Source organism: Pseudomonas sp. FW305-25, assembly GCF_017351415.1.
In the GTDB taxonomy this organism is placed as follows: Bacteria; Pseudomonadota; Gammaproteobacteria; order Pseudomonadales; family Pseudomonadaceae; genus Aquipseudomonas; species Aquipseudomonas chlororaphis.
In genome coordinates this window covers 78,744-98,957 of record NZ_JACNDE010000012.1, presented here as the reverse complement: position 1 = coordinate 98,957, position 20,214 = coordinate 78,744, and the positions used below count along the sequence as shown (strand labels likewise).

At 62.3% G+C, this 20,214-nt stretch carries 19 protein-coding genes; 3 read left to right on the top strand and 16 right to left on the bottom strand.

Annotated elements, in window-relative coordinates; all coding sequences use genetic code 11:
- Positions 1-133: 133 nt before the first annotated feature.
- A complete protein-coding gene (locus J4E58_RS14050; protein WP_007927834.1) occupies positions 134-2,218 on the bottom strand; it encodes a carboxy terminal-processing peptidase in 2,085 nt (694 codons plus the stop codon).
- Between the two features lie 138 nt (positions 2,219-2,356).
- Between J4E58_RS14050 and J4E58_RS14045 the strand changes: the two genes are divergently transcribed.
- Positions 2,357-3,319, top strand: coding sequence for a zinc-binding dehydrogenase (locus J4E58_RS14045; RefSeq protein WP_062825001.1), 963 nt, complete (start codon positions 2,357-2,359; stop codon positions 3,317-3,319).
- Between the two features lie 111 nt (positions 3,320-3,430).
- On the opposite strand, the gene J4E58_RS14040 is transcribed toward J4E58_RS14045, so the two are convergent.
- The 6 genes from J4E58_RS14040 to J4E58_RS14015 all read right to left on the bottom strand — a co-directional run bounded on the left by J4E58_RS14040 (position 3,431) and on the right by J4E58_RS14015 (position 8,834).
- Positions 3,431-4,084: an HAD family phosphatase gene (locus J4E58_RS14040; RefSeq protein ID WP_009045076.1), complete on the bottom strand. Its 654-nt coding sequence runs from the start codon at positions 4,082-4,084 to the stop codon at positions 3,431-3,433.
- A gap of 134 nt (positions 4,085-4,218) precedes the next feature.
- Positions 4,219-5,208, bottom strand: a complete 990-nt coding sequence (locus J4E58_RS14035) for an ABC transporter ATP-binding protein (RefSeq protein WP_053262233.1) — start codon at positions 5,206-5,208, stop codon at positions 4,219-4,221.
- Complete coding sequence (locus J4E58_RS14030; protein WP_087092412.1) at positions 5,205-6,005, bottom strand: ABC transporter permease; 801 nt, start codon at positions 6,003-6,005, stop codon at positions 5,205-5,207. The genes J4E58_RS14035 and J4E58_RS14030 overlap by 4 nt, the downstream gene beginning before the upstream one ends.
- Positions 5,992-6,855 (bottom strand): ABC transporter permease subunit, encoded by an 864-nt coding sequence (locus J4E58_RS14025; RefSeq protein ID WP_164523771.1) that lies wholly within the window; start codon positions 6,853-6,855, stop codon positions 5,992-5,994. Before J4E58_RS14025 ends, J4E58_RS14030 begins: the two co-directional genes overlap by 14 nt.
- Positions 6,834-7,640, bottom strand: a complete 807-nt coding sequence (locus tag J4E58_RS14020) for an alkaline phosphatase family protein (protein ID WP_087092411.1) — start codon at positions 7,638-7,640, stop codon at positions 6,834-6,836. The genes J4E58_RS14025 and J4E58_RS14020 overlap by 22 nt, the downstream gene beginning before the upstream one ends.
- A 126-nt stretch (positions 7,641-7,766) precedes the next feature.
- Positions 7,767-8,834, bottom strand: coding sequence for an ABC transporter substrate-binding protein (locus J4E58_RS14015; RefSeq protein WP_009045072.1), 1,068 nt, complete (start codon positions 8,832-8,834; stop codon positions 7,767-7,769).
- A 352-nt stretch (positions 8,835-9,186) separates the two neighbouring features.
- On the opposite strand from J4E58_RS14015, the gene phnR reads away from it, so the two are divergent.
- Positions 9,187-9,900 carry a phosphonate utilization transcriptional regulator PhnR gene (phnR, locus tag J4E58_RS14010; RefSeq protein WP_009050226.1) on the top strand — a complete coding sequence of 238 codons (714 nt, stop codon included), beginning with the start codon at positions 9,187-9,189 and terminating at the stop codon, positions 9,898-9,900.
- A 54-nt stretch (positions 9,901-9,954) separates the two neighbouring features.
- On the opposite strand, the gene J4E58_RS14005 is transcribed toward phnR, so the two are convergent.
- The 9 genes from J4E58_RS14005 to minC all read right to left on the bottom strand — a co-directional run bounded on the left by J4E58_RS14005 (position 9,955) and on the right by minC (position 19,132).
- A complete protein-coding gene (locus J4E58_RS14005; protein ID WP_087092410.1) occupies positions 9,955-11,301 on the bottom strand; it encodes an amidohydrolase in 1,347 nt (448 codons plus the stop codon).
- A 108-nt stretch (positions 11,302-11,409) separates the two neighbouring features.
- Positions 11,410-13,566 carry a mechanosensitive ion channel family protein gene (locus J4E58_RS14000; RefSeq protein WP_087092409.1) on the bottom strand — a complete coding sequence of 719 codons (2,157 nt, stop codon included), beginning with the start codon at positions 13,564-13,566 and terminating at the stop codon, positions 11,410-11,412.
- A gap of 78 nt (positions 13,567-13,644) precedes the next feature.
- Positions 13,645-13,821 (bottom strand): hypothetical protein, encoded by a 177-nt coding sequence (locus tag J4E58_RS13995; protein ID WP_007927853.1) that lies wholly within the window; start codon positions 13,819-13,821, stop codon positions 13,645-13,647.
- Between the two features lie 198 nt (positions 13,822-14,019).
- Complete coding sequence (locus tag J4E58_RS13990; protein WP_007928670.1) at positions 14,020-15,309, bottom strand: M18 family aminopeptidase; 1,290 nt, start codon at positions 15,307-15,309, stop codon at positions 14,020-14,022.
- 105 nt (positions 15,310-15,414) lie between these two features.
- Positions 15,415-16,251, bottom strand: coding sequence for a hypothetical protein (locus J4E58_RS13985; protein WP_087092408.1), 837 nt, complete (start codon positions 16,249-16,251; stop codon positions 15,415-15,417).
- Between the two features lie 157 nt (positions 16,252-16,408).
- A complete protein-coding gene (locus J4E58_RS13980) occupies positions 16,409-17,044 on the bottom strand; it encodes an RluA family pseudouridine synthase (RefSeq protein WP_007928667.1) in 636 nt (211 codons plus the stop codon).
- Between the two features lie 117 nt (positions 17,045-17,161).
- On the bottom strand, positions 17,162-17,416 hold the full coding sequence (gene minE / locus J4E58_RS13975) for a cell division topological specificity factor MinE (RefSeq protein ID WP_007928666.1): 255 nt from the start codon (positions 17,414-17,416) through the stop codon (positions 17,162-17,164).
- Entirely contained in the window at positions 17,416-18,228 is an 813-nt protein-coding gene (minD, locus tag J4E58_RS13970; RefSeq protein WP_007928664.1) for a septum site-determining protein MinD, read from the bottom strand. Before minD ends, minE begins: the two co-directional genes overlap by 1 nt.
- Positions 18,229-18,394: 166 nt before the next feature.
- Positions 18,395-19,132, bottom strand: coding sequence for a septum site-determining protein MinC (minC, locus tag J4E58_RS13965; protein WP_009045065.1), 738 nt, complete (start codon positions 19,130-19,132; stop codon positions 18,395-18,397).
- A gap of 121 nt (positions 19,133-19,253) precedes the next feature.
- On the opposite strand from minC, the gene J4E58_RS13960 reads away from it, so the two are divergent.
- Positions 19,254-20,186 (top strand): lipid A biosynthesis lauroyl acyltransferase, encoded by a 933-nt coding sequence (locus J4E58_RS13960; protein WP_038576968.1) that lies wholly within the window; start codon positions 19,254-19,256, stop codon positions 20,184-20,186.
- The last annotated feature ends 28 nt before the right edge of the window (positions 20,187-20,214 follow it).

Sequence of the window (20,214 nt, the reverse complement as noted above, 5' to 3'; positions counted from 1 at the left end):
GGCGATCTCTGTCGATAAAAAAAGGACCGGGCGCGCCCTTGATTCAAGAGCAGCGCCCGGTCCTTTATTTCACGACAGAATGATGACTGTTTGATGACGCTCCGAGGAGCGTCAGCATTAAATTGCCATCATCTCAGTGCTTGGCGACCGCAGTGTTGAGCTTCAGGTAATCGAGGAGGATTCGCCCGGTTTCGCTGAGGTAAGCGTCGTCTTCCGGCTTGGTCTTGTCCGGATCGGCGGCCGCGATGGCGTCCTCGTCTTCTTTCTTCAGCTCCTTGAGCGGCTCTTCACCCTTGGCCTTGCGGCGGATGTTTTCCAGCGCCAGCTGCTTGGCCTCGATGTCGGCGTGCTGCGCCCGACGTTCGGCTTCGTTGAGGCTGACGGTTTTTTCCGCCATCAGCTTCTTGGCCAGGGCCAGCTTGTCGCGGATGAAGACGAACTCGGCGTCCTTGGCCGAGCGCACGTCATGTTCGGATTTCAGCTGCGCGAGGAACGGCTTGAACGGATCCACCGCCGGCTTGATGGCCGGGCGAATGGTGTCCCATGGCATGGCTTCGGGCAGGGCGCTTTCGCCGATTTCCTTGGTGTCGATGATCGACGGGTAATCGATGTCCGGCAGCACGCCCTGATGCTGGGTGCTCTGCCCGGAAACCCGGTAGAACTTGGCCAGGGTCAGTTTCAGCTCGCCGTGATTGAGCGGCTGGATGGTCTGCACGGTGCCTTTGCCGAAGGTCTGGCCACCGATGATCAGGGCACGGTGATAGTCCTGCATCGCACCGGCGAAAATCTCCGAGGCCGAGGCCGAGAGACGGTTGACCAGCAGCGCCATCGGCCCTTTGTAGAAGGCGCCAGGGTTTTCATCTTCGAGCACATCGACCCGGCCGTCGGCGTTACGCACCAGCACGGTAGGGCCCTTGTCGATGAACAGGCTGGTCAGCTCGGTGGCTTCCTGCAGGGAACCGCCGCCGTTGTTGCGCAGGTCGATGACCACGCCGTCGACCTTGTCTTTCTGCAACTCGGTCAGCAGTTTCTTCACGTCACGGGTGGTGCTCTTGTAGTCTGGATCGCCGGCACGGAAGGCCTTGAAGTCCAGGTAGAAGGCCGGGATCTCGATCACCCCGAGCTTGTAGTCCTTGCCGTCCTGCTTGAGGTTGAGGATCGACTTCTTCGCCGCCTGCTCTTCCAGCTTCACCGCTTCGCGGGTGATGGAGACGATCTTGCTGGTCTGGTCGTTCGGCGCGTTGCTCGCCGGGATGATTTCCAGGCGCACCACCGAGCCTTTCGGACCACGGATCAGCTTGACCACTTCGTCCAGGCGCCAGCCGACCACGTCGACCATTTCCTTGTCGCCCTGGGCCACGCCGATGATCTTGTCCGCCGGGGCCACCTGCTTGGTCTTGTCTGCCGGGCCGGCCGGCACCAGGCGCACGACCTTGACCTGGTCGTTGTCGCTCTGCAACACGGCGCCGATGCCTTCCAGCGACAGGCTCATGTTGATGTCGAAGTTCTCCGCGTTATCCGGCGACAGATAGTTGGTGTGCGGGTCGTAGGACATGGCGAAGGTGTTGATGTACGCCTGGAAGATATCTTCGGCGCGGGTCTGGTCCAGGCGGGCGAGCTGATTCTTGTAGCGCTTGGTCAGCGTTTCCTGAATCTGCTTGGGTTCCTTGCCAGCGATCTTCATGCGCAGGACTTCGTCCTTGACGCGCTTGCGCCACAGGTCGTCGAGTTCCGCGGTGGTCTTGAGCCAAGGCGCGTCCTTGCGATCGATCAGCAAGGACTCCTTGGTGGTGAAGTCGAATTTGTCGACGCCTTTGCCCAGCTCGGCCAGGGCAAAGTCCAGGCGCGCCTTGACGCGGTCCAGGTAGCGTTTGTAGATGATGAAGCCGGCGTTCAGGTCACCGCTTTTCAGGAAGTCGTCGAACTGGGTTTTCCACTTGTCGAATTCCGCGATGTCGCTGGCCATGAAGTAGCTGCGCGACGGGTCCAGCAGCTTCAGGTAGCTGTCATAGATGATCGCCGAGCGCGCGTCGTCCAGCGGTGGCTTGCTGTAGTGATGACGCTTGAGCAGCTCGACGACATTGAGGCTGGCAATTACCTCGTCGCGATCCGGCTGAAGTTTGTCCCAGCTATTGGCTGCGAACGTATTGGTCGACATCGGCAGCAGACCGAGACCAATGAAAAGAGCGAGGGCGGTGCTGGGGAACAAATGCTTCATGCTGATTCGACGCGGGGGCAATTGATAACGCATATTAGGCCGTCTTTGAAGTCGCCGGTTCCACAAGGACCGGTCGCATAATGCAAAAAGCCCGGTGCTACAGCTCCGGGCTCAGTCCAGACTCACTATGGAGGCACTGTGAAAGCATTGCAAGGCGTTGAAGGTCATGTGGAGTGGGTTGAAGAGCCCAGTCCGACGTGCGACGTAGGACAAGTGCGAATCCGCGTGGCGGCCGCGGGACTGAACCGGGCCGACCTGTTGCAACGGGCCGGGCTCTATCCGCCGCCACCGGGCGCCAGCAAGGTGCTGGGCCTTGAGTGCTCGGGGGTGATCAGCGAGGTCGGCCCGGGCTCTGCGTGGCAGGTCGGCGATCGGGTCTGCGCGCTGCTGGCCGGGGGCGGCATGGCCGAGGAAGTGGTGGTCGATGCCCGTCATGTCCTGCCGGTGCCGGAAGGGCTGTCCCTGGCGCAAGCGGCGGCGCTGCCCGAGGTGTACAGCACCGCCTGGCTGAACCTGTTCCAGCTGGCGGCCCTCAAGCCGGGGGAGAAGGTCCTGCTGCACGCCGGCGCCAGTGGTGTCGGTTCGGCCGCGATCCAGTTGTGCAAGGCGTTTGGCAACCCATGCTGGGTCAGCGTCGGTTCCGCCGACCGCCTGGCCTACTGTGAGGCGCTGGGGGCCCAGGGCGGCGTGGTGCGCACTGATGGCCTGGAAGGGCTGCGGGATTTCGGGCCGTTCGATGTGATCCTGGATCCGGTCGGCGCCAACTATGCGGCGCACAACGTCAAGCTGCTGGCCCTGGACGGGCGCTGGGTGCTGATTGGCTTGATGGGCGGGCGCGAGGCCCAACTGGACCTGGCGCAGATCCTCGGCAAGCGCATCCAGTTGCTGGGTTCGACCTTGCGCAGCCGCGACGAGCAGTTCAAGGCCGATCTGTTCAGCGACCTCAGCCAGCATGTCTGGCCACTGTTCGCCGAAGGGCGCCTGAGCCCGCAGCTGGCCATGACCTTCCCGATCAAGGACGCCGAAGCGGCCTTTGCCGAGCTGGCGACCAACCAGGTGTCGGGCAAGCTGGTGCTGCTGATCGACGAGACCTTGGCATGATCCTGTAGCCACTGCTGAAGGCTGCGATAAGCCCAAAGGGCTTCAGCGATCTTCAGATCTTGCGCCCACGTTGTGGGCGATCGCAGCCTGCGGCAGCGGCTACAGAGGCACCTACTTCCACTGATGAATCGGCCAGCCGGCCTTTTCCGCGTGTTCGCGCAGTACCGGGTCCGGGTTGACCACATGCGGGTAGTCGACCTTCAGCAGCAATGGCAGGTCGTTGCGCGAGTCGGAATAGAAGCTCGCGCCTTCGAGGTTTTCTTCTTCGGCATCCAGCCATTCCAGCAGGCGGGTGACCTTGCCTTCGCGGTAGGTCAGGGTGCCCAGGGTATTGCCGCTGTAGACCCCGTGCAGGACCTCCAGCTCGATCCCCAGGACTTCATCGATGCCCAGGCGTTCGGCAATGGGCTGGACCAGGTGAGTGCCCGAGGCCGAGATCACCAGGATCCGGTCGCCGGCCTTGCGGTGGGCGGCGATGGCTTTGCAGGCGTCGCTGAAAATGATCGGTTCGATCACGTCCTCGACCCAGGGGCCGACCAGGTGCCCGACCTCTTCCGGGGTACGTCCGGCCATCGGTTCCAGGCTGAAGGCCATGAACTCCTCCATGGCCAGCTTGCCGTGGCTGTAGGCGTCCATCAGCTCGTTGTTGCGGCGCATGAAAGACTCGCTGTCGACCCAGCCCAGGCGCCCCATCTGTTCGCTCCAGAGGGTGGCGCAGTCGCCGTGGATCAGGGTCTCGTCCAGATCAAAAATTGCCAGGGCCATTAGTGCAGTTCTCTCCGAGAACAGCTTCAAGCTATAAGCTTCAAGCTGCAAGAATTGGATTTAGGTGCTTAGCAGTCTATCTATAACTTGAAGCTTGAAGCTTGAAGCTTGAAGCTTGCAGCTTGTCGCTGCCGTCAAGCTACTTCACAGAGGGCCGTGGGATCGATGGAAAGTGCCAGGCGTTGGCCGTCGGGGTGCAGATCGTCCGGCGAGCGGTTCAGCACATCCACCACCAGTTCCACGCCACGGGCTTCGACCCGGTAGCGGATCACGTTGCCCAGCAGGCTGTGGCTGCGGATCAGCGCGTCGGGTTCGCCGTCCTTGCGCAGTTCGATGGCCTCTGGGCGAATCGCGATACGCCCGTTGATCGGCCGCTGCAGCAGCTTGCTGGCGCTCTCGGCATCCAGCAGGTTGTAGTTGCCGATGAAGCCGGCGGCGAACACATCCACCGGTGCGGTGTAGAGCGTCTCGGCGTCGCCGCTCTGGACGATCTTGCCCTGGTTCATCAGGAAAATGCGGTCGGACATGGTCAGGGCTTCTTCCTGGTCGTGAGTGACGAAAATCGTGGTCAGCCCCAGTTCGCGCTGGATCTGCCGGATCTGTTCGCGCAGGTGCTTGCGGATCCGCGCGTCCAGCGCCGACAGCGGCTCGTCCAGCAGCAACAGGCGCGGACGGGTCACCAGCGAACGGGCCAGGGCCACGCGCTGGCACTGGCCCCCGGACAGTTGATGGGGATAACGGCTGGCGAAGTCGTGCAGTTCCACCAGGCGCAGGACTTCGAGCACGCGCTGGTGGCTCTCGTCGGCGTTGACCTTCTGCATGCGCAGGCCGAACGCCACGTTCTGCTCCACGGTCATGTTGGGGAACAGCGCATAGCTCTGGAACACCATGCCGATCCCGCGTTTCTGCGGGCTCAGGGGCACGATGTCGTGGCCGTCGAGGAGGATCTTGCCGGCGTCCACCGGGGTCAGGCCGGCGATGCAGCGCAGCAGGGTGGACTTGCCGCAGCCGGACGGGCCGAGCAGCGTGACGAATTCGCCCTTGTGGATTTCGCAGTTGATGTCGCTGAACACCGGGGTGCCACTGTAATTTTTCTGCAGGTGTTGGACGCTGACGAAGCTCATTGGCTTTTGTCCTTGTTCAAGATGTTGGCGGCCCAGGTCAGAACCAGCACAAAGAAGAAGTAGGAAATCACCAGCGCACTGGTGAAGTGGCCGCTGCTGTTGCGCATGTTGTTCAGGTAGACCTGCAGGGTTTCGTAGCGGGTGCCCACCAGGATGTTGGCGAACACGAACTCGCCGAACAGGAACGAGAACGACAGCAGCAGGGCCACCATCAGGCCCTTGCGCAGATTCGGCAGCACCACCAGGAAAGCCGCCTGCCAGGTACTGGCGCCCAGCAGCTGGGCGGCGTCCATCAGGTCGCGCAGGTTGATCGCTTGCAGGTTATTGGTGATCGCCCGGTACATGAACGGCAGGGCCACGGTGAAGTAGCAGCCGACGAGGATCCACGGCGTGCCGACCATGGCGAACGGTCCCGAACCGTAGAGTTGCAGCAGGCCCACCGAGGACACCACCGGCGGCACCGCGAACGGCAGCAGGATCAGGATGTTCATCAGCGCATCGAGCCTTGGGAAGTGGTAGTGCACCACGAACAGCAGGGGCAGGATCAGCACCACCGACAGGATCAGGGCGCCGACGCAGACCAGCAGCGACTGGCCGAAGGCGTGCAGGAAGCGCGGGTCGCTCCACAGCTGGATGTACCACTTGAAGGTGAAGCCGCTGGGCAGGATGGTCGCCGACCAGTTGCTGGCGATGGAGTAGATCAGGGTCCCGGCCAGCGGCAGCAGGAGGATAGCGAACAGCAGGTACACCACGACCCGGTGATAGAGGGCGGCGGAGCCGGGTTCAGCGCGAGACATGGTAGCTCCTCTTCAACAGCAACTGATGGACGATGGTCACCAGGGTCATCAGCGCCACCAGGACCACGGCCAGGGCGCTGGCCATGTTCGGGTCGAGGGAGATGTCGCCGGAAACCATGGCGGCGATGCGGATCGGCAGCACGTTGAAGTTGCCGGTGGTCAGTGCATAGACCGTGGCATAGGCGCCCAGGGCGTTGGCCAGCAGGATGACGAAGGTCCCCAGTAGCGCCGGGGTCAGCACCGGCAGGCCGATGTGGCGCCAGAACTGCCAGCCACTGGCGCCAAGCAGTGCCGCGGACTCGCGCCAGTCTTCACGCAGGGCATCGAAGGCCGGGTAGAGCAGCAGCACGCCCAGGGGGATCTGGAAGTAGGTGTAGAGGATGATCAGGCCGGTCTTGGAGTACAGGTTGAAGTCCTGAATGATCCCCGCCTGCTTGAGCATGATGGTGATGCTGCCGTTGAAGCCCAGCAGGATGATGAAGGCGAACGCCAGGGGCACGCCGGCGAAGTTGCTGGTCATGTTGGCGAAGGCGTTGACGAAGTTGCGCAGCTTCGAGTCGACCCGGCGCAGCGAGTAGCTGCCGAGAATCGCGATGACGATGCCGAACACGCTCGACCAGAAGCTGATCTCCAGGCTGTACTGGATGGCTTGCAGATAGAACCTGGAACTGAAGATCTTGTTGAAATTGGCCAGGCCCCAGCCGAACTCTTCCGATTGCAGGCTGTTGATCAGCACCCAGAGCAGCGGGGCGATCTGGAACACGATGAAGAACAGGGCAAACGGCAGCAGGCACAGGATCGCTAGCCATTTGCCGCGGGTGAATGCATTCACTTCAGCAACTCCCGGCATACAGGTTTGTCGTGGGGCACGCCGAGCAACTCGCAGATGGTGCCGCACAACTCGGTCTGATCCGGCGTGGCGACGGGGCTGAAGCTGAATGCATCGCCGAGAACGAACAACGGCACTTCCCGCTCCTCCGGCAGCAGGCCGTTGTGGGAGCGGTCGTTGTTCATGCCGTGGTCGGCGGTCACCAGCACCTGGTAGCCGGCGTCGAGCCAGCCTTGCAGGTAATCGGCGAGGATGATGTCGGCCGCGCGTGCGCTGTTGCGGTACTGCGGGGTGTCGAGGCCGTGCTTGTGGCCGGCGTCGTCGATGTTCATCGGGTGCACCAGCAGAAAGTTCGGGGCATGGCGCAGCCGCAGGTGTTCGGCGTCGGCGAACAGGTGGGAATCGGGGTAGTGGTCGTTCCAGTAGAAATGCCCGTGCTGGATCGGCAGCTTCTTGTTGTCGGTATGCCGGTCCCGGGCCGGGTTGAACGGTGAGCGGTTGTACAGCTCGCTGATCCAGTGATAAGCCGCGGCGGCGGTGCCGAGCCCGGCGGCGCTGGCGTAGTGGAAAATGCTGCGCTGGTTGGACAGGCGCGAGACGTTGTTGTGCACGATGCCGCTGTCGATCGGTGGCACCCCGGTCAGGATGCATTCGTAGAGCGGTCGGGACAGGGCCGGCAGTTCGCATTCCAGCTTGTACAGCGCTGCGCGTCCCGCGCCGACGTAGGCCTGAAGGTGTCCCATGGCATGGCGGGCGACCTCATGGTTGAGGCCGTCGAGCACGACAAGGATGACGTTGTGTGACATGGGGGAGGACTCCGCAAGACAACCAGGTGCCTGTAGGAGCGAGCTTGCTCGCGATGGCATCTCTGCGGTTCCAGGACAGACCGCAGCGCCTGGATCGCGAGCAAGCTCGCTCCTACAGATGCAGCATTACTGCATGTTGATGATCACTTCTTCCTGCCATTTCTGTGGCAGGCCCTTGGAGGTTTTCTCCCAGGCGTCGGCGTCCTTGATCGGCGTGACTTTCTTGTACTGCTCGTTGGGCAGCAGGTTGGCCTGGACTTCGGCGGGCAGGGTCAGGTGTTCGGCGCGGATCGGACGGGCATTGCCGCGCGCCAGGTTGATCTGGCCGGCATCGCTGAAGATGTATTCACGGGTCAGCTTGGCCGCATTCGGGTGCTTGGCGTATTTGTTGATGATGGTGGTGTAGCCGGAGATCACCGAACCGTCCGAGGGGATCAGCACGATGTAGTCGTCCTTGTTGACCATCTTGTTGCGGTAGCTCAGGCCGTTGAAGTCCCAGACCACGCCGACTTCCACTTCACCCTTTTCCATGGTGGCGATGGTCGGGTTGGCCAGCGACAGGCGTCCCTGCTTGGCGATCTCGGCGAACATCAGCAGCGCCGGCTGGATGTTCTTTTCATCGCCGCCCTTGGCGATGGCCGCGGCCAGCACGCCGTTGGCGGCCTGAGCGGCGGTGCTCACGTCGCCGATGGAGACCTTGTATTTGCCTTTCTCCAGGTCGGCCCAGCTTTTGGGGGCTTCGGAGCCGTGCAGCAGCTTCTTGTTGATGATGAAGGCGATGGTGCCGGTGTAGGCCAGCGCCCAGTTGCCGTCCTTGTCCTTGGCCCAGTCCGGGACCTGGTCCCAGGTGCTTGGTTTGTAAGGCTGGACCACGCCCTGCTTGACCGCGATCGGGCCGAAGGCCGCGCCCACGTCGCCGATGTCGGCGCTGGCGTTGTCTTTCTCGGCGGCGAACTTGGCGATCTCCTGGGCCGAGCTCATGTCGGTGTCGATGTGCTTGAGGCCGTAATGCTTGGCCAGGTCTTCCCAGGTCCCTTTCCAGTTGGCCCAGTCGTCGGGCATGCCGACGCTGTTGACGGCGCCTTCGGCTTTCGCCGCGGCTTCCAGGGTCTTCAAGTCGGTATCGGCGGCCATGGCGGCGGTGCACAGGGCAATGGTCGAGCCTAACAGTGATGCCAGGAAAAGCTGTTTCATCCGAAGCTCCTTTGGGCGTGTTCAACGCTGTGTTTGTCTAACGTTGTTGGTCTAGGTCAGCAATACCTGAGCCAATTTAAGCCGGCTGGATGACACTTTGATGTCGGCATCAGTCCTGCAAGGCGTTTGCGAGTGTCAGGCACGGGTCTGCGAGATAAGCGTAGCCCAGGGCTAAACAGCTGATATGAAAGGACTTGGCCAGCCAATTGCAGGTGTCTGGCACAGCGATTTGGCGGCGTTGTCATCTGTCAGTCATATGCAGTGCCTAGGCTCTCGGTGAAGGCTGAGTGCCTTTTTCCCTGGCACGTTTTGCCCTGAAACAGTGCTGGTCTAGTCCAGATAGGTAACGTTGATGCGCGAAGAGGCAGTCAAGGCGGTGACAGCCATTGGGCAGGTCCTGCAGGAACAGATCGATCACGGGTTGTTGGCACCCGGTAGCAAGCTGCCGGCCGAGCGCAAGCTCAGCGAGTTGTTCGGCACTACGCGGATTACCGTGCGCGAAGCCTTGTTGCAGCTGGAGGCCCAGGGCCAGATCTACCGCGAGGAGCGGCGCGGCTGGTTCGTCTCGCCGCCACGCCTGGCCTACAACCTGATGCAGCGCAGCCATTTTCACGCGATGGTCAGCGCCCAGGGGCGGGTGCCGTCGACCGAGATGATTTCGGCGCGCCTGCAACCGGCTTCAGCGGCGGTCTGTGCCTGGCTGCAACTGCCGGCGCTGTCCAGCGTGATCCAGATCCGTCGGGTACGACGTATCGACGAGCGTCTGGTGCTGTATGTCGAGCACTACCTCAATCCGCAGTACTTCCCGGGCATTCTCGAGTTCGACCTGAACCAGTCGATCACCGAGCTGTATGCCCGGCACTACGACCTGCATTACGGCCGGGTGCGCTTCGAGATCGTGCCGACCTCCTTGCCGGTGGAGGCGGCCGCGGCGTTGAAGGTTTCGGCCGGCAGTCCCGGGCTGCGGATCGCCCGGGTCAATTACGACCAGCACCAGCGCCTGATCGACTGTGACCTGGAGTTCTGGCGCCACGACGCGATCCATGTCGGCGTCGATGTGGTCTGAGCCCGCTCCCGGTGCGGGAGCGAGCCTGCTCGCGATAACGACAGGGGTCAATCCTTAAGGTTTGGCCCTGGCAAACAGATAATCGGTGGTCAATGACGCCAGGGTACGCACGCCCACCACCAGCGCCGATTCATCGACAAAGAACCCCGGGTTGTGGTTCGGCGCGGCTTTGGCCATGTCCTGGTCCCGCGGTGTCACGCCGAGAAACACGAACAGCCCCGGCGCCTCCTTGGCATAGAAGGAAAAGTCTTCCGCGCCCCCCACCAGCGGGCCCTGTACCACATCGTCCTTGGCCGCCCAGCGCAGGCTCGGCAGCATCTTTTCGGTCAGGGCCGGGTCGTTGATGGTCGGGTCGTACTTCTCGATGATGCTCACCTCAGCCTTGGCGCCACCGCTTTCGGCGATCTTTTCCACAGTCTGGCGCACATCGCTGTGCAGCTTCTGGCGAATGCCGTAGTCGTACGAGCGGATGGTGCCGCTCATGTCCAGCGACTCGGGGATGATGTTGTAGCGCGTGCCGCCGTTGATGGTGCCGATGCTGACCACCGAGGGAAACGACGAGATATCGGTGCGGCGGCTGACCACGGTTTGCAGCCCGACGACGGTCTGGGCGCCGACCGTGATCGGGTCGATGCCGTCCCAGGGGCGGCCGGCGTGGGTCTGCTTGCCGAGAATCCTGATGCGCAGGTCGTCGGAGCTGGCCAGGGTCGGGCCCGGGCGGTAGGCGATGCGTCCGGCCGGAATCCCGGCCCAGACATGCAGGCCGAACACCGCGTCCGGCTTGGGCGATTGCATCACGCCTTCCTGCACCATCATTTTCGCGCCCCAGGTGTTCTTGCCGTCGGGGATGAAATCGCTCGGGCCTTCTTCGGCGGGCTGGAAATAGAACACCACGGTGCCGGGCAGGCGCTTGCGCATGTCGCTGAGGATTTTCGCCGTGCTCAGCAGGATGGCGGTGTGGGCGTCGTGGCCGCAGGCGTGCATGACGTCCACTTCCTTATCCAGGTAGCGCCCCTTGGCCTTGGAGGCGAACGGCAGGTCCGCGACTTCCTTGACCGGCAGCGCGTCCATATCGGCGCGCAAGGCCACGGTGGGGCCGGGCAGGGCGCCCTTGAGCACCGCCACCACGCCGGTGCGGGCGACGCCGGTCTTGACCTCCAGGCCCAGGGCGCGCAATTGCGTGGCTACCAGCTGTGCGGTGCGCTGTTCGGTGTTGCCGAGTTCCGGGTGGGCGTGGATATCGCGACGGGTTTCCAGCAGCGCTGGCTCCAGGGCCTTGGCCTGTTCGGCGATGTGCTGGCGGGCCTGTTCCATGGGGCTGTCGTCGACAGCGTTGGCGGCCTGGCCGGACAAGGCCAGGACGCCGATCAGGCAGGCTTGGGCGATAGCGGATAGCTGCATAGGGGACTCTCTCCATGATTAGTGTTGTGCTGCTCAGGTGCCAGAACCTGTGACCGCCCCAACCCTGGAGAGTGCGGCCGCGCCCTTGCCGAGACGCGGCCGGACGCCTTACTCCTCTTGCTGGGGCCCGCCGCCGGCGGTGATCACCTGCACGCTCATGCGTGGCGTGGCCAGGTCCATTCCGGCTTCGTCGAGGTGACGCTTGAGGGACAGGTTGAAGGCTCGCGACACTTCCCATTGCTTGATCGGCGCGGTCTTGAAGCGGGCGCGCAGAATCGCGTTGCCGGACTCGAAGCTTTCCACCCCCTGGAACTCCAGCGGCGACCAGATGTTGCGCCGTTGCAGCGGGTCGGTACGCATCTTCTGGCCGACATCGCGCATCAGTTTGATGGCTTCGTCTATGTCCATGTTGTACGGAATGGCCACCCGGAAGATCGCGTAGCCGAACTCCCGGGAGTAGTTCTTGATGCTCTTGATTTCGCTGAACGGGATGGTGTGCACGATGCCGTCGATGTCCCGCAGGCGCACGGTGCGGATGGTCAGGCCTTCGACGGTGCCCAGGTGGCCGCCGACGTCCACGTAGTCGTCGATGGCCAGGGAATCCTCGATGATGATGAACAGGCCGGTGATCAGGTCGGCCACCAGCGACTGGGCGCCAAAACCGATGGCCAGGCCGATCACACCGGCACCGGCCAGCAGTGGCGTGACGTTCATGCCCATGTTCGCCAGGGCGACGATCAGGGCAATGATAAAGATCGCCACGAACAGCACGTTGCGGATCAGCGGCATCATGGTCTGTGCCCGGGCATTGGCCAGGCCTTTGCGCGAGCGGGTCAGGGCGTGGTGCACCGCGGTGTCGCTGAGGATCCAGATCAGCCAGGCGAACAGCAGGGTACCGCCGAGGCTGAACAGCTTGACGCTGATTTCGTGGCCGTCGCCTTCGGTGAAGCGGATCAGCGACATGCCCCAGACCCGCAGGCCAAGTTCGATGAACACCAGCCACACCAGCAGGTGGGCGAGGGTGTAGAAGAAGCCTTTGAGGCGCTCGGAATACAGGGCGTGGCGCTTGTGCCCGCGCTGGGGCTTGAGGGAATGGCGGCGCACCAGGCCGTTGATCACCATGCACAGCACCAGCAGCACGGTGCAGATCAGCGACTGGCGCAGCGCGGTACTGGTGTCGCCGGCGGAAATGAAGGTGGCGAACAGGGAAATGGCCACCAGCACCAGCGCTGGCAGGTACCAGAAGGTGCCGATGATCTCGATGGTGTCGCTCAGGGCGCGGCGGGTCAGGCGCCGGGACAGCGGCTGGTTGCGGATCAGGTGAGCGATCGGCCGGCGGAAACGCAGGATGAACACCCCGGTGGACAAGGCCGCCATCACATTGGCGAAGGTGGCCGCGGTGTGCGCCAGGTGGCTGCCCAGGCTGGCGATCAACCGTGGGTCGCTCAAGGCCTCGCCGAAGGCGGCGAAACTGCCGATCAGCCACAACGGCCGGAACGCCTGGCGACGCAGGATGTACAGCGCGCGGTGACGGTTCGGACCGTCCAGCACGGAAAAGGCGATCACGCAGATCGCCGAGAAGCAGGTGCCGACCACCAGCGCATAAGCCAGGACCATGGCCAGGTCCTTGCCTAGGGACGACGGCAGTTTGTAGGTCATGTACACGGTCATGATCAACGCGATCAGCCAGGGCCCCAGTTTGCGCAGGGCGAAGCGCAGCAGGTCCCAGGTCTTGGGGTGTTGCGGCAGTTCTTCGGTGAGGCCGAAACGCTCGCGCAGGCGGTGGCTGAGCCAGATCAGCGCCGCGGCGAGAAGGCTCCAGACCATCAGGATCAGGGCGAAGGCGAAGATGATCGGCAGCCATTCGCTGGCCGGCAGCATCAGGGCCGCCAGTTCATCCTGGGCCTGATCGAATTCGTTCGACCAGCGAGTGATCGGGCTGTCGGCGCCGGAGAACTGTTTTTCGAAGCTGGACAGGGTGCCGCCGATCAGGCCGAGCACGCCTTCTTCGGCGGGCGTCTGGGCCTTCTTCGTGGCGTCGCGAAGTTTTTTCAGGTCGGTCAGCAACTGGGTGCGTTGCTGGTCGTTTTCCAGGGACTTGATCACTTCATCCAGCGACTGCCCCAGGGGCTGCTCGGCTTGCGGCTGGGTTTTGCCGCTGTTGAGCAGGCCCGGCAAACCCACTGCCTGGGCCGATGACAGCGGCAACAGTGTCAGGAGACAGAGAAGCAGGCAGTAGGGCAGAACGGAAAGACGAGCAAACACTGGGCGGTCAACCTCAGAAAAAGCGGATCGACCGAGTGTACGAGGCAGCCAATACCAATGCGAGCCTGGACGGCGGATTTATTCGGCGAGTTTGGCGAGGATCTTGTAGATCACGGTGCCGAGGATCAGCAGCATACCGGCCCACATGCTGAAGATGCCGGCGTTCTTGTCGCGGAAGTTGTAGCCGATGGCCAACAGGATCATTCCCGAGAGAATGGGAATGAGCATGGCGTGGAACGAAGACATCGAGATCATGGCGACAGCCTTGTCGGAAGGGGATAGTCCTAAGTCTAGGTGGCTTTGGCGAGGTTCGGGTTGATGTGCATCAGAAATGCTTCGGCACCCTGTAGCCGCTGGCGCTGGCTGCGATCACCTGTAAAAACAGGCGCAGGATCTTGAGATCGCTGAAGCCCTTCGGGCTTGTCGCAGCCTGCGGCAGCGGCTACATGGGGCTTACGGCAGATCGCGGCTGGCGTAGAACGCGCTCAAGACCTTCACCAGATGGGCCAGGTCGTGGCTGCCGCACAGTTCGCGGATCGAGTGCATGGCGAAAGTCGGCAGGCCGATATCCACGGTGCGCACACCCAGGTGGCTGGCGGTGATCGGGCCGATGGTCGAGCCACAACCCATGTCGCTGCGCACCACGAAGCTTTGCACCGGCACTTCCTCGGCCATGCACAGGTGGCGGAAGAAACCGGCGGTTTCGCTGTTGGTGGCGTAGCGCTGGTTGCTGTTGACCTTGATCACCGGGCCGGCGTTGAGTTTCGGGCCGTGGTTGGCATCGTGCTTGTCGGCGTAGTTGGGGTGCACGCCATGGGCGTTGTCGGCCGAGACCAGCAGCGACTTCTGGATGGTACGCACGAATTCGTCACCTTCGGGCAGCAGGCGGCGCAGGGTCTGTTCGAGCATCGGGCCGTCGGCGCCACAGGCCGAGCAGGAGCCGACTTCTTCGTGGTCGTTGCAGACCAGCACGCAGGTTTCCTCGGTGTCGGCGTTGAGCAAGGCTTGCAGGCCGGCGTAGCAGGACAGCAGGTTGTCCAGGCGCGCGCCGGCGATGAAGTCGCCGTGCAGGCCGATCACCGCCGCGCTTTGGGTGTCGTAGAAGCTCAGCTCGTAATCGAGCACCACATCGGCGTTGAGGCCGTGTTCGCGGGCCAGCTGGTCGGTCAGCACCGCGCGGAAGTCGACCCGCTCGTCGCCGGCGAATTGCGCGAGGATCGGCGGCAACTCGGTCTGGGCATTGATGGCCCAGCCCTGGTTGGCTTCGCGATTGAGGTGAATAGCCAGGTTGGGGATGATCGCGATGGGCGCCTTGAAGTCGATCAACTGGCTTTCAACCTTGCCGTCGCGGCGGAAGGTGACGCGGCCGGCCAACGACAGGTCGCGGTCGAACCAGGGCGCCAGCAGGGCGCCGCCATAGACTTCCACGCCCAGTTGCCAGAAGCCCTGGCGTTGCAGCTCAGGTTGCGGCTTGACCCGCAGGCACGGGCTGTCGGTGTGCGCGCCGACCATGCGGATCCCGCCTTGCAGAGGCGAGTGCCGCCCCAGCTTGACGGCCACGATGGAGGAGTCATTGCGGGTGACGTAGTAGCGACCGTTGGCTTCGGTGGTCCACGGCTCGCGCTCGTCGAGACGCTGGTAGCCCGCGGCCTCCAGGCGTTGTACGAGGCTGGCGGTTGCATGGAAAGGGGTAGGGGAGGCCTTGAGGAAGTCGATCAGGCCCTGGTTCAACTCTTCGCGCATAAGTAACTCCAGACAGCAGTGGCGCGAGTTTACCGTATCGGCTCGCGGCATTGCAGGCGCAATGCCGTTGAGGGAGACAACATTCATCGCGGCAGGGAAAACGGCTCAACCGGTGATCAGGTTGCCTTTGAGGAACACTTCGCGGCGTTGCTTGCGACCCACATATTCATGCTTGCTGGCCTGGTAAACCTCATTGAATTTCTCTGCGCAAATGCCCGGCAGTTGATCGAGGTATTCCTCCACCAGCGTGTCGTACTGCGCTTCGGTGATCAGTTTGTAGACTTCGCGGCGATAGAAGAACCCCAACTGAAAACCCAGGGTTTCGCTGGCATGGGGCGTGATGGTCGCGAAGCAGTTCTCGAAGTCGATGGCCTTGAGCGGAGCCTGGGGGCTGATCATGATGTTGCCGGCCCAGAAATCCATGTGGGTGATGTTCTTTTGCGCGAGGGAGTGCAGCAGGCCGAATGCATCGCGGATAAAAGGCTCGATCTTGTCCGGATTGTTGCGCAACCACTTTACGCCGTCGACGTAATCATCCAGCAGGCGGGTAATGATGAAGTATTCCTGTACCAGTCCCAGGCGATCCCGGGTGTAGCCGAATCCTTCAAGGTCGGACATCTGTACGCCGCGTCGCTGGGCTTCGACGGTGTTGATCAGCTCTTCCAGCGGCCAGTCGAAGCGGCCGTTGCGCTGGGGCTTGCCCAGGGTGACGCGAACTTTCGCCTTGAGCGTATCCAGGGGCTGCACCTTGGCGAACAGCGGTGTCTCGCCGGTCGCCAAGGGGGTGCTGGCGCGGGTCTGTTTGTGGGCGTGACGTTGGCGGATGAGTTGTTCGAGGGCTGTGCAGGCGTCTGCCGAAGGTTTTTCGCGAAGGTGCAGGGTGGTATTCAGAAAGCAGAAGGTGAAAGGGTAATCGCGTTGAAATGGCTGACTGCTGAGCACGAGGGCTTCCTGCCTTAATGTCGAATGGCCACTATTTTAATATTATTTTCACAAATTCATAACAAATTGTTCAGATTAATCTTCATTTTTGATCAGATTTTTCCGTGTCTGTATGCCCCTCAATCGAGGGGCGTTTCGCTACGGTGGCCGCTCTCGATCAGAATGGTGCCGGGCACTCGAAGCGCAGGCGTTCGCCACTCTGCGGATGGGTGAAGCTGAGCATGCTGGCGTGCAGGCACAGGCGTGGCCAGGCGGCCAGCGCTTGCGGATGCGCGTACAGGCCGTCGCCCAACAGCGGGTGGCCGATGGACAGCATATGCACCCGCAACTGGTGCGAGCGCCCGGTGATCGGGGTCAGTTCGACGCGGCACCAGTCGCCGCAGCGTTCCAGCACTCGCCAGAAGGTCAGGGCGTTCTTGCCGAATTCGTGATCCACCACGTGCCGCGGTTTGGTCGGCGGGTCGTAGCGCAGTGGCAGGTCGATGCTACCGCTGTCCAGTTCCGGCTGGCCCCAGCACAGGGCGGTGTAGGCTTTTTCGGTCTCGCGGTCGTGAAATTGCCGGGACAGTTCGCGATGGGTATCGGGGTCGCGGGCCAGCAGGATGATGCCGGAGGTTTCCCAGTCCAGGCGATGGACGATGCGGGCTTCCGGGTAGCCGTTTTCCTGCAGGCGGGTGATCAGGCAATCCTTGTTGTCATCGGCCCGGCCGGGCACGGAGAGCAGCAGGGTGGGCTTGTCCACCACCAGGACGGCGGCGTCCTGGTGAATGATGCGGATATTCGACAGCGGCATTAAAACAGCCTCGTAACAAACGCCAACGGCGGCTCGATCGACCCGGCGTCTACAGGAGCACCTGTGCTCCTGTAGAAAAACCGAGGGACCGAGCCGCCGTGGCTCCAGCCGAATCGATCAGCGATCGGGCAGGGTGATATTGAGTTCCAGGATCGAGCAGCTGCCCTGGTTTTCCAGGGCGACATGCACGTCATCGGACCCGATATTGACGTACTTGCGGATGACTTCCACCAGCTCCTTCTGCAAGGCAGGCAAGTAATCAGGGGTAGTGCGCTGGCCGCGTTCATGCGCCACGATGATCTGTAGACGCTCTTTCGCTACCGACGCGGTGCTTACTTTTTTGCTGGCACGAAAGAAGTCAAAAAGATTCATTACCTACCTCCAAACAGGCGCTCGAAGAATCCCTTCTTCTCAACATCAAGGAACCGGTGTTCCACGGTTTTACCCAGCAGACGGTCGACAGCATCGCTGTACGCCTGGCCGGCGTCGCTCTGGTCATCGAGAATCACTGGAACGCCTTGGTTGGAAGCCTTGAGTACTGCCTGGGATTCTGGAATCACGCCCAGCAGCGTTACTGCGAGAATCTCTTTGACGTCTTCGACGCCAAGCATTTCGCCGTTGCTGACACGCGAAGGGTTGTAGCGGGTCAGCAGCAGGTGTTCCTTGATCGGGTCTTCGCCGTTCTCCGCGCGCTTGGACTTGCTGGCCAGCAGGCCCAGCATGCGGTCGGAGTCACGTACCGAGGAAACTTCCGGGTTGGTCACGACAATCGCTTCGTCGGCGAAGTACATGGCCAGGTGAGCACCTTTCTCGATACCGGCCGGAGAGTCGCAGACCACGAATTCGAAGGTCTCCTTGAGCTCCATCAGCACTTTTTCCACGCCTTCCTGGGTCAGCGCGTCTTTGTCGCGGGTCTGACTGGCGGCCAGTACGTAGAGGTTTTCCAGGCGCTTGTCTTTGATCAGGGCTTGCTGCAGGTTGGCTTCGCCGTTGACCACGTTGACGAAGTCATACACCACGCGACGTTCGCAACCCATGATCAGGTCGAGGTTACGCAAGCCGACGTCGAAGTCGACGATGACTGTTTTGTGGCCGCGCAGAGCGAGGCCGGTACCGATAGCGGCGCTGGTGGTGGTCTTACCCACACCACCCTTGCCGGATGTAACCACGAGAATCTTGGCCAAGGTGTTTCACCCCTAAGGAAAAAGGACTTTTAGCCCCTGAAAAACATCTCTTGAAAACTACTGCAGTCGGACAGCCTTGGCTGGAGGTCGGTTAACACCTGCTCCTACTTCGTTTGAGCCGTATTCGCTACGTTTTAGAGATGCTTGGAAAATGCGGCAGTATCCGTTAAAGACGTGTGATGTTCAACACGTCACCCGACAGGCTGACCTGGACCCCGGCACCCCACAACGGATCGCGCCGCAGGTCCTCGGAAACCTTGTACTGGCCGGCGATGGACACCAGTTCAGCGCTCAATTGCTGACAGAAAATCCGTGCCTTGGTATCTCCCTTGACCCCGGCCAGCGCTCGACCGCGCATCGGGCCGTATACATGGATGTTGCCATCGGCCAGAAGTTCCGCACCCGGGCTGACCGAGGAGGTCACGACCAGATCGCCACCCTGGGCATAGATCTGCTGCCCGCCGCGTACTGGCGAAGTGATGATGCGGGTGGGCTTGATGGTCGGCTCAGGCGGCTTTTCAGGCTTTTTCCGAGCTTCGTTTTCCTGCGGTTCCAGCGGTCGTTCTCGGGCGCCGGAAGGTGGCAGCACGGGCAGGTCGACGGCGATCGCCGCGGCGATGTCTTCGATGCGGCTGGCGCGGATCGCCAGGGTGCGCAGACCATGGTGACGGCAGACGCGCATCAGGCCGGGCAGATCGACGGCGCCTTCGCTGGCCGGCAGCTTGTCCAGCGCCAGCACCAGCGGGGCGTTACTGAAGAAATTCGGGGCTTGCGCGACCTTCGCCGCCAGTTGGCGATCGAGGCCCTCGAGGTCGTTGCGGGCCAGTTCCAGCACGGTGATGGCCAGCATACTGCCCTTCAACTGGAACACAGGATCCAGGTCTTGCGATTCGGTTTGGCTCATGGTCGGCATAAAGCGGCTTGTCACTAAAAGTGCCGAGACTTATAACGAGAACGCCCGCGGGCCGCAAGCCGGGTCGAACCGATGTAGAATGCGCGACCTTGTTGTCTGTCCGGAATCTGTAATGGATCGCCCGCGTTTTCGAGCTGCATTTCTTTATCCCCGTTTTTGGCCGCTGTGGCTGGGCCTGGGCCTGCTATGGCTGGTGGTCCAGCTGCCTTATCCGTTGCTGCTGTGGATCGGCCGTGCCCTGGGCGCGCTGATGTACCGGGTGGCCGGTGAGCGTCGGCGGATCGCCAAGCGCAACCTGGAACTGTGTTTCCCCGAAAAGTCCGCCGCCGAGCGCAAGCGCCTGCTCAAGGAAAACTTCGCCTCCACCGGCATCGCCTTTTTCGAAATGGCCATGAGCTGGTGGTGGTCCAAGCCGCGCCTGGCGCGCCTGGCCCATGTCGAAGGCCTGGAGCATCTCAAGCAGGCGCAGCTGGAAGGCAAGGGCGTGATCCTCATGGCCCTGCACTTCACCACCCTGGAGATCGGCGCCGCCTTGCTGGGCCAGCAGCACACCATCGACGGCATGTACCGCGAGCACAAGAACCCGCTGTTCGATTTCATCCAGCGTCGTGGCCGCGAGCGGCACAATCTGGATTCCCTGGCGGTGGAGCGTGAAGACGTGCGCGGCATGCTCAAGCTGCTGCGCGCCGGGCGGGCCATCTGGTACGCACCGGACCAGGATTACGGCGCCAAGCAGAGCGTATTCGTGCCGCTGTTCGGCATCCAGGCGGCGACGGTCACCGCCACCAGCAAGTTCGCCCGGCTGGGCAAGGCCCTGGTGGTGCCTTTCACTCAGCAGCGGCTGGCCGATGGCAGTGGTTATCGGCTGGTGATTCACCCGCCGTTGCAGGATTTCCCGGGTGAGACCGAAGAGGCCGATTGCCTGCGCATCAACCAGTGGATCGAAGGTGTGCTGCGCGAGTGTCCGGAGCAGTATCTGTGGGCTCATCGGCGCTTCAAGAGCCGCCCGCCAGGCGAGCCGAAGCTGTATAAGAAGCGCGGTTGAATTTATCGCGCTAGATTGAAAGCCCTTT

Excerpts from the sequence above, each read along its gene's own strand:
- J4E58_RS14020 (WP_087092411.1), bottom strand. The coding sequence starts at position 7,640 with ATGTCACACAACGTCATCCTTGTCGTGCTCGACGGCCTCAACCATGAG.
- J4E58_RS14050 (WP_007927834.1), bottom strand. The coding sequence starts at position 2,218 with ATGAAGCATTTGTTCCCCAGCACCGCCCTCGCTCTTTTCATTGGTCTC.
- J4E58_RS13995 (WP_007927853.1), bottom strand. The coding sequence starts at position 13,821 with ATGATCTCGATGTCTTCGTTCCACGCCATGCTCATTCCCATTCTCTCG.
- J4E58_RS14040 (WP_009045076.1), bottom strand. The coding sequence starts at position 4,084 with ATGGCCCTGGCAATTTTTGATCTGGACGAGACCCTGATCCACGGCGAC.
- J4E58_RS14035 (WP_053262233.1), bottom strand. The coding sequence starts at position 5,208 with ATGAGCTTCGTCAGCGTCCAACACCTGCAGAAAAATTACAGTGGCACC.
- minC (WP_009045065.1), bottom strand. The coding sequence starts at position 19,132 with ATGAGCCAAACCGAATCGCAAGACCTGGATCCTGTGTTCCAGTTGAAG.
- J4E58_RS14005 (WP_087092410.1), bottom strand. The coding sequence starts at position 11,301 with ATGCAGCTATCCGCTATCGCCCAAGCCTGCCTGATCGGCGTCCTGGCC.
- J4E58_RS13980 (WP_007928667.1), bottom strand. The coding sequence starts at position 17,044 with ATGCCGCTGTCGAATATCCGCATCATTCACCAGGACGCCGCCGTCCTG.
- J4E58_RS14030 (WP_087092412.1), bottom strand. The coding sequence starts at position 6,005 with ATGTCTCGCGCTGAACCCGGCTCCGCCGCCCTCTATCACCGGGTCGTG.
- phnR (WP_009050226.1), top strand. The coding sequence starts at position 9,187 with ATGCGCGAAGAGGCAGTCAAGGCGGTGACAGCCATTGGGCAGGTCCTG.
- J4E58_RS14025 (WP_164523771.1), bottom strand. The coding sequence starts at position 6,855 with ATGCCGGGAGTTGCTGAAGTGAATGCATTCACCCGCGGCAAATGGCTA.
- J4E58_RS13960 (WP_038576968.1), top strand. The coding sequence starts at position 19,254 with ATGGATCGCCCGCGTTTTCGAGCTGCATTTCTTTATCCCCGTTTTTGG.
- minE (WP_007928666.1), bottom strand. The coding sequence starts at position 17,416 with ATGAATCTTTTTGACTTCTTTCGTGCCAGCAAAAAAGTAAGCACCGCG.
- J4E58_RS14015 (WP_009045072.1), bottom strand. The coding sequence starts at position 8,834 with ATGAAACAGCTTTTCCTGGCATCACTGTTAGGCTCGACCATTGCCCTG.
- J4E58_RS13990 (WP_007928670.1), bottom strand. The coding sequence starts at position 15,309 with ATGCGCGAAGAGTTGAACCAGGGCCTGATCGACTTCCTCAAGGCCTCC.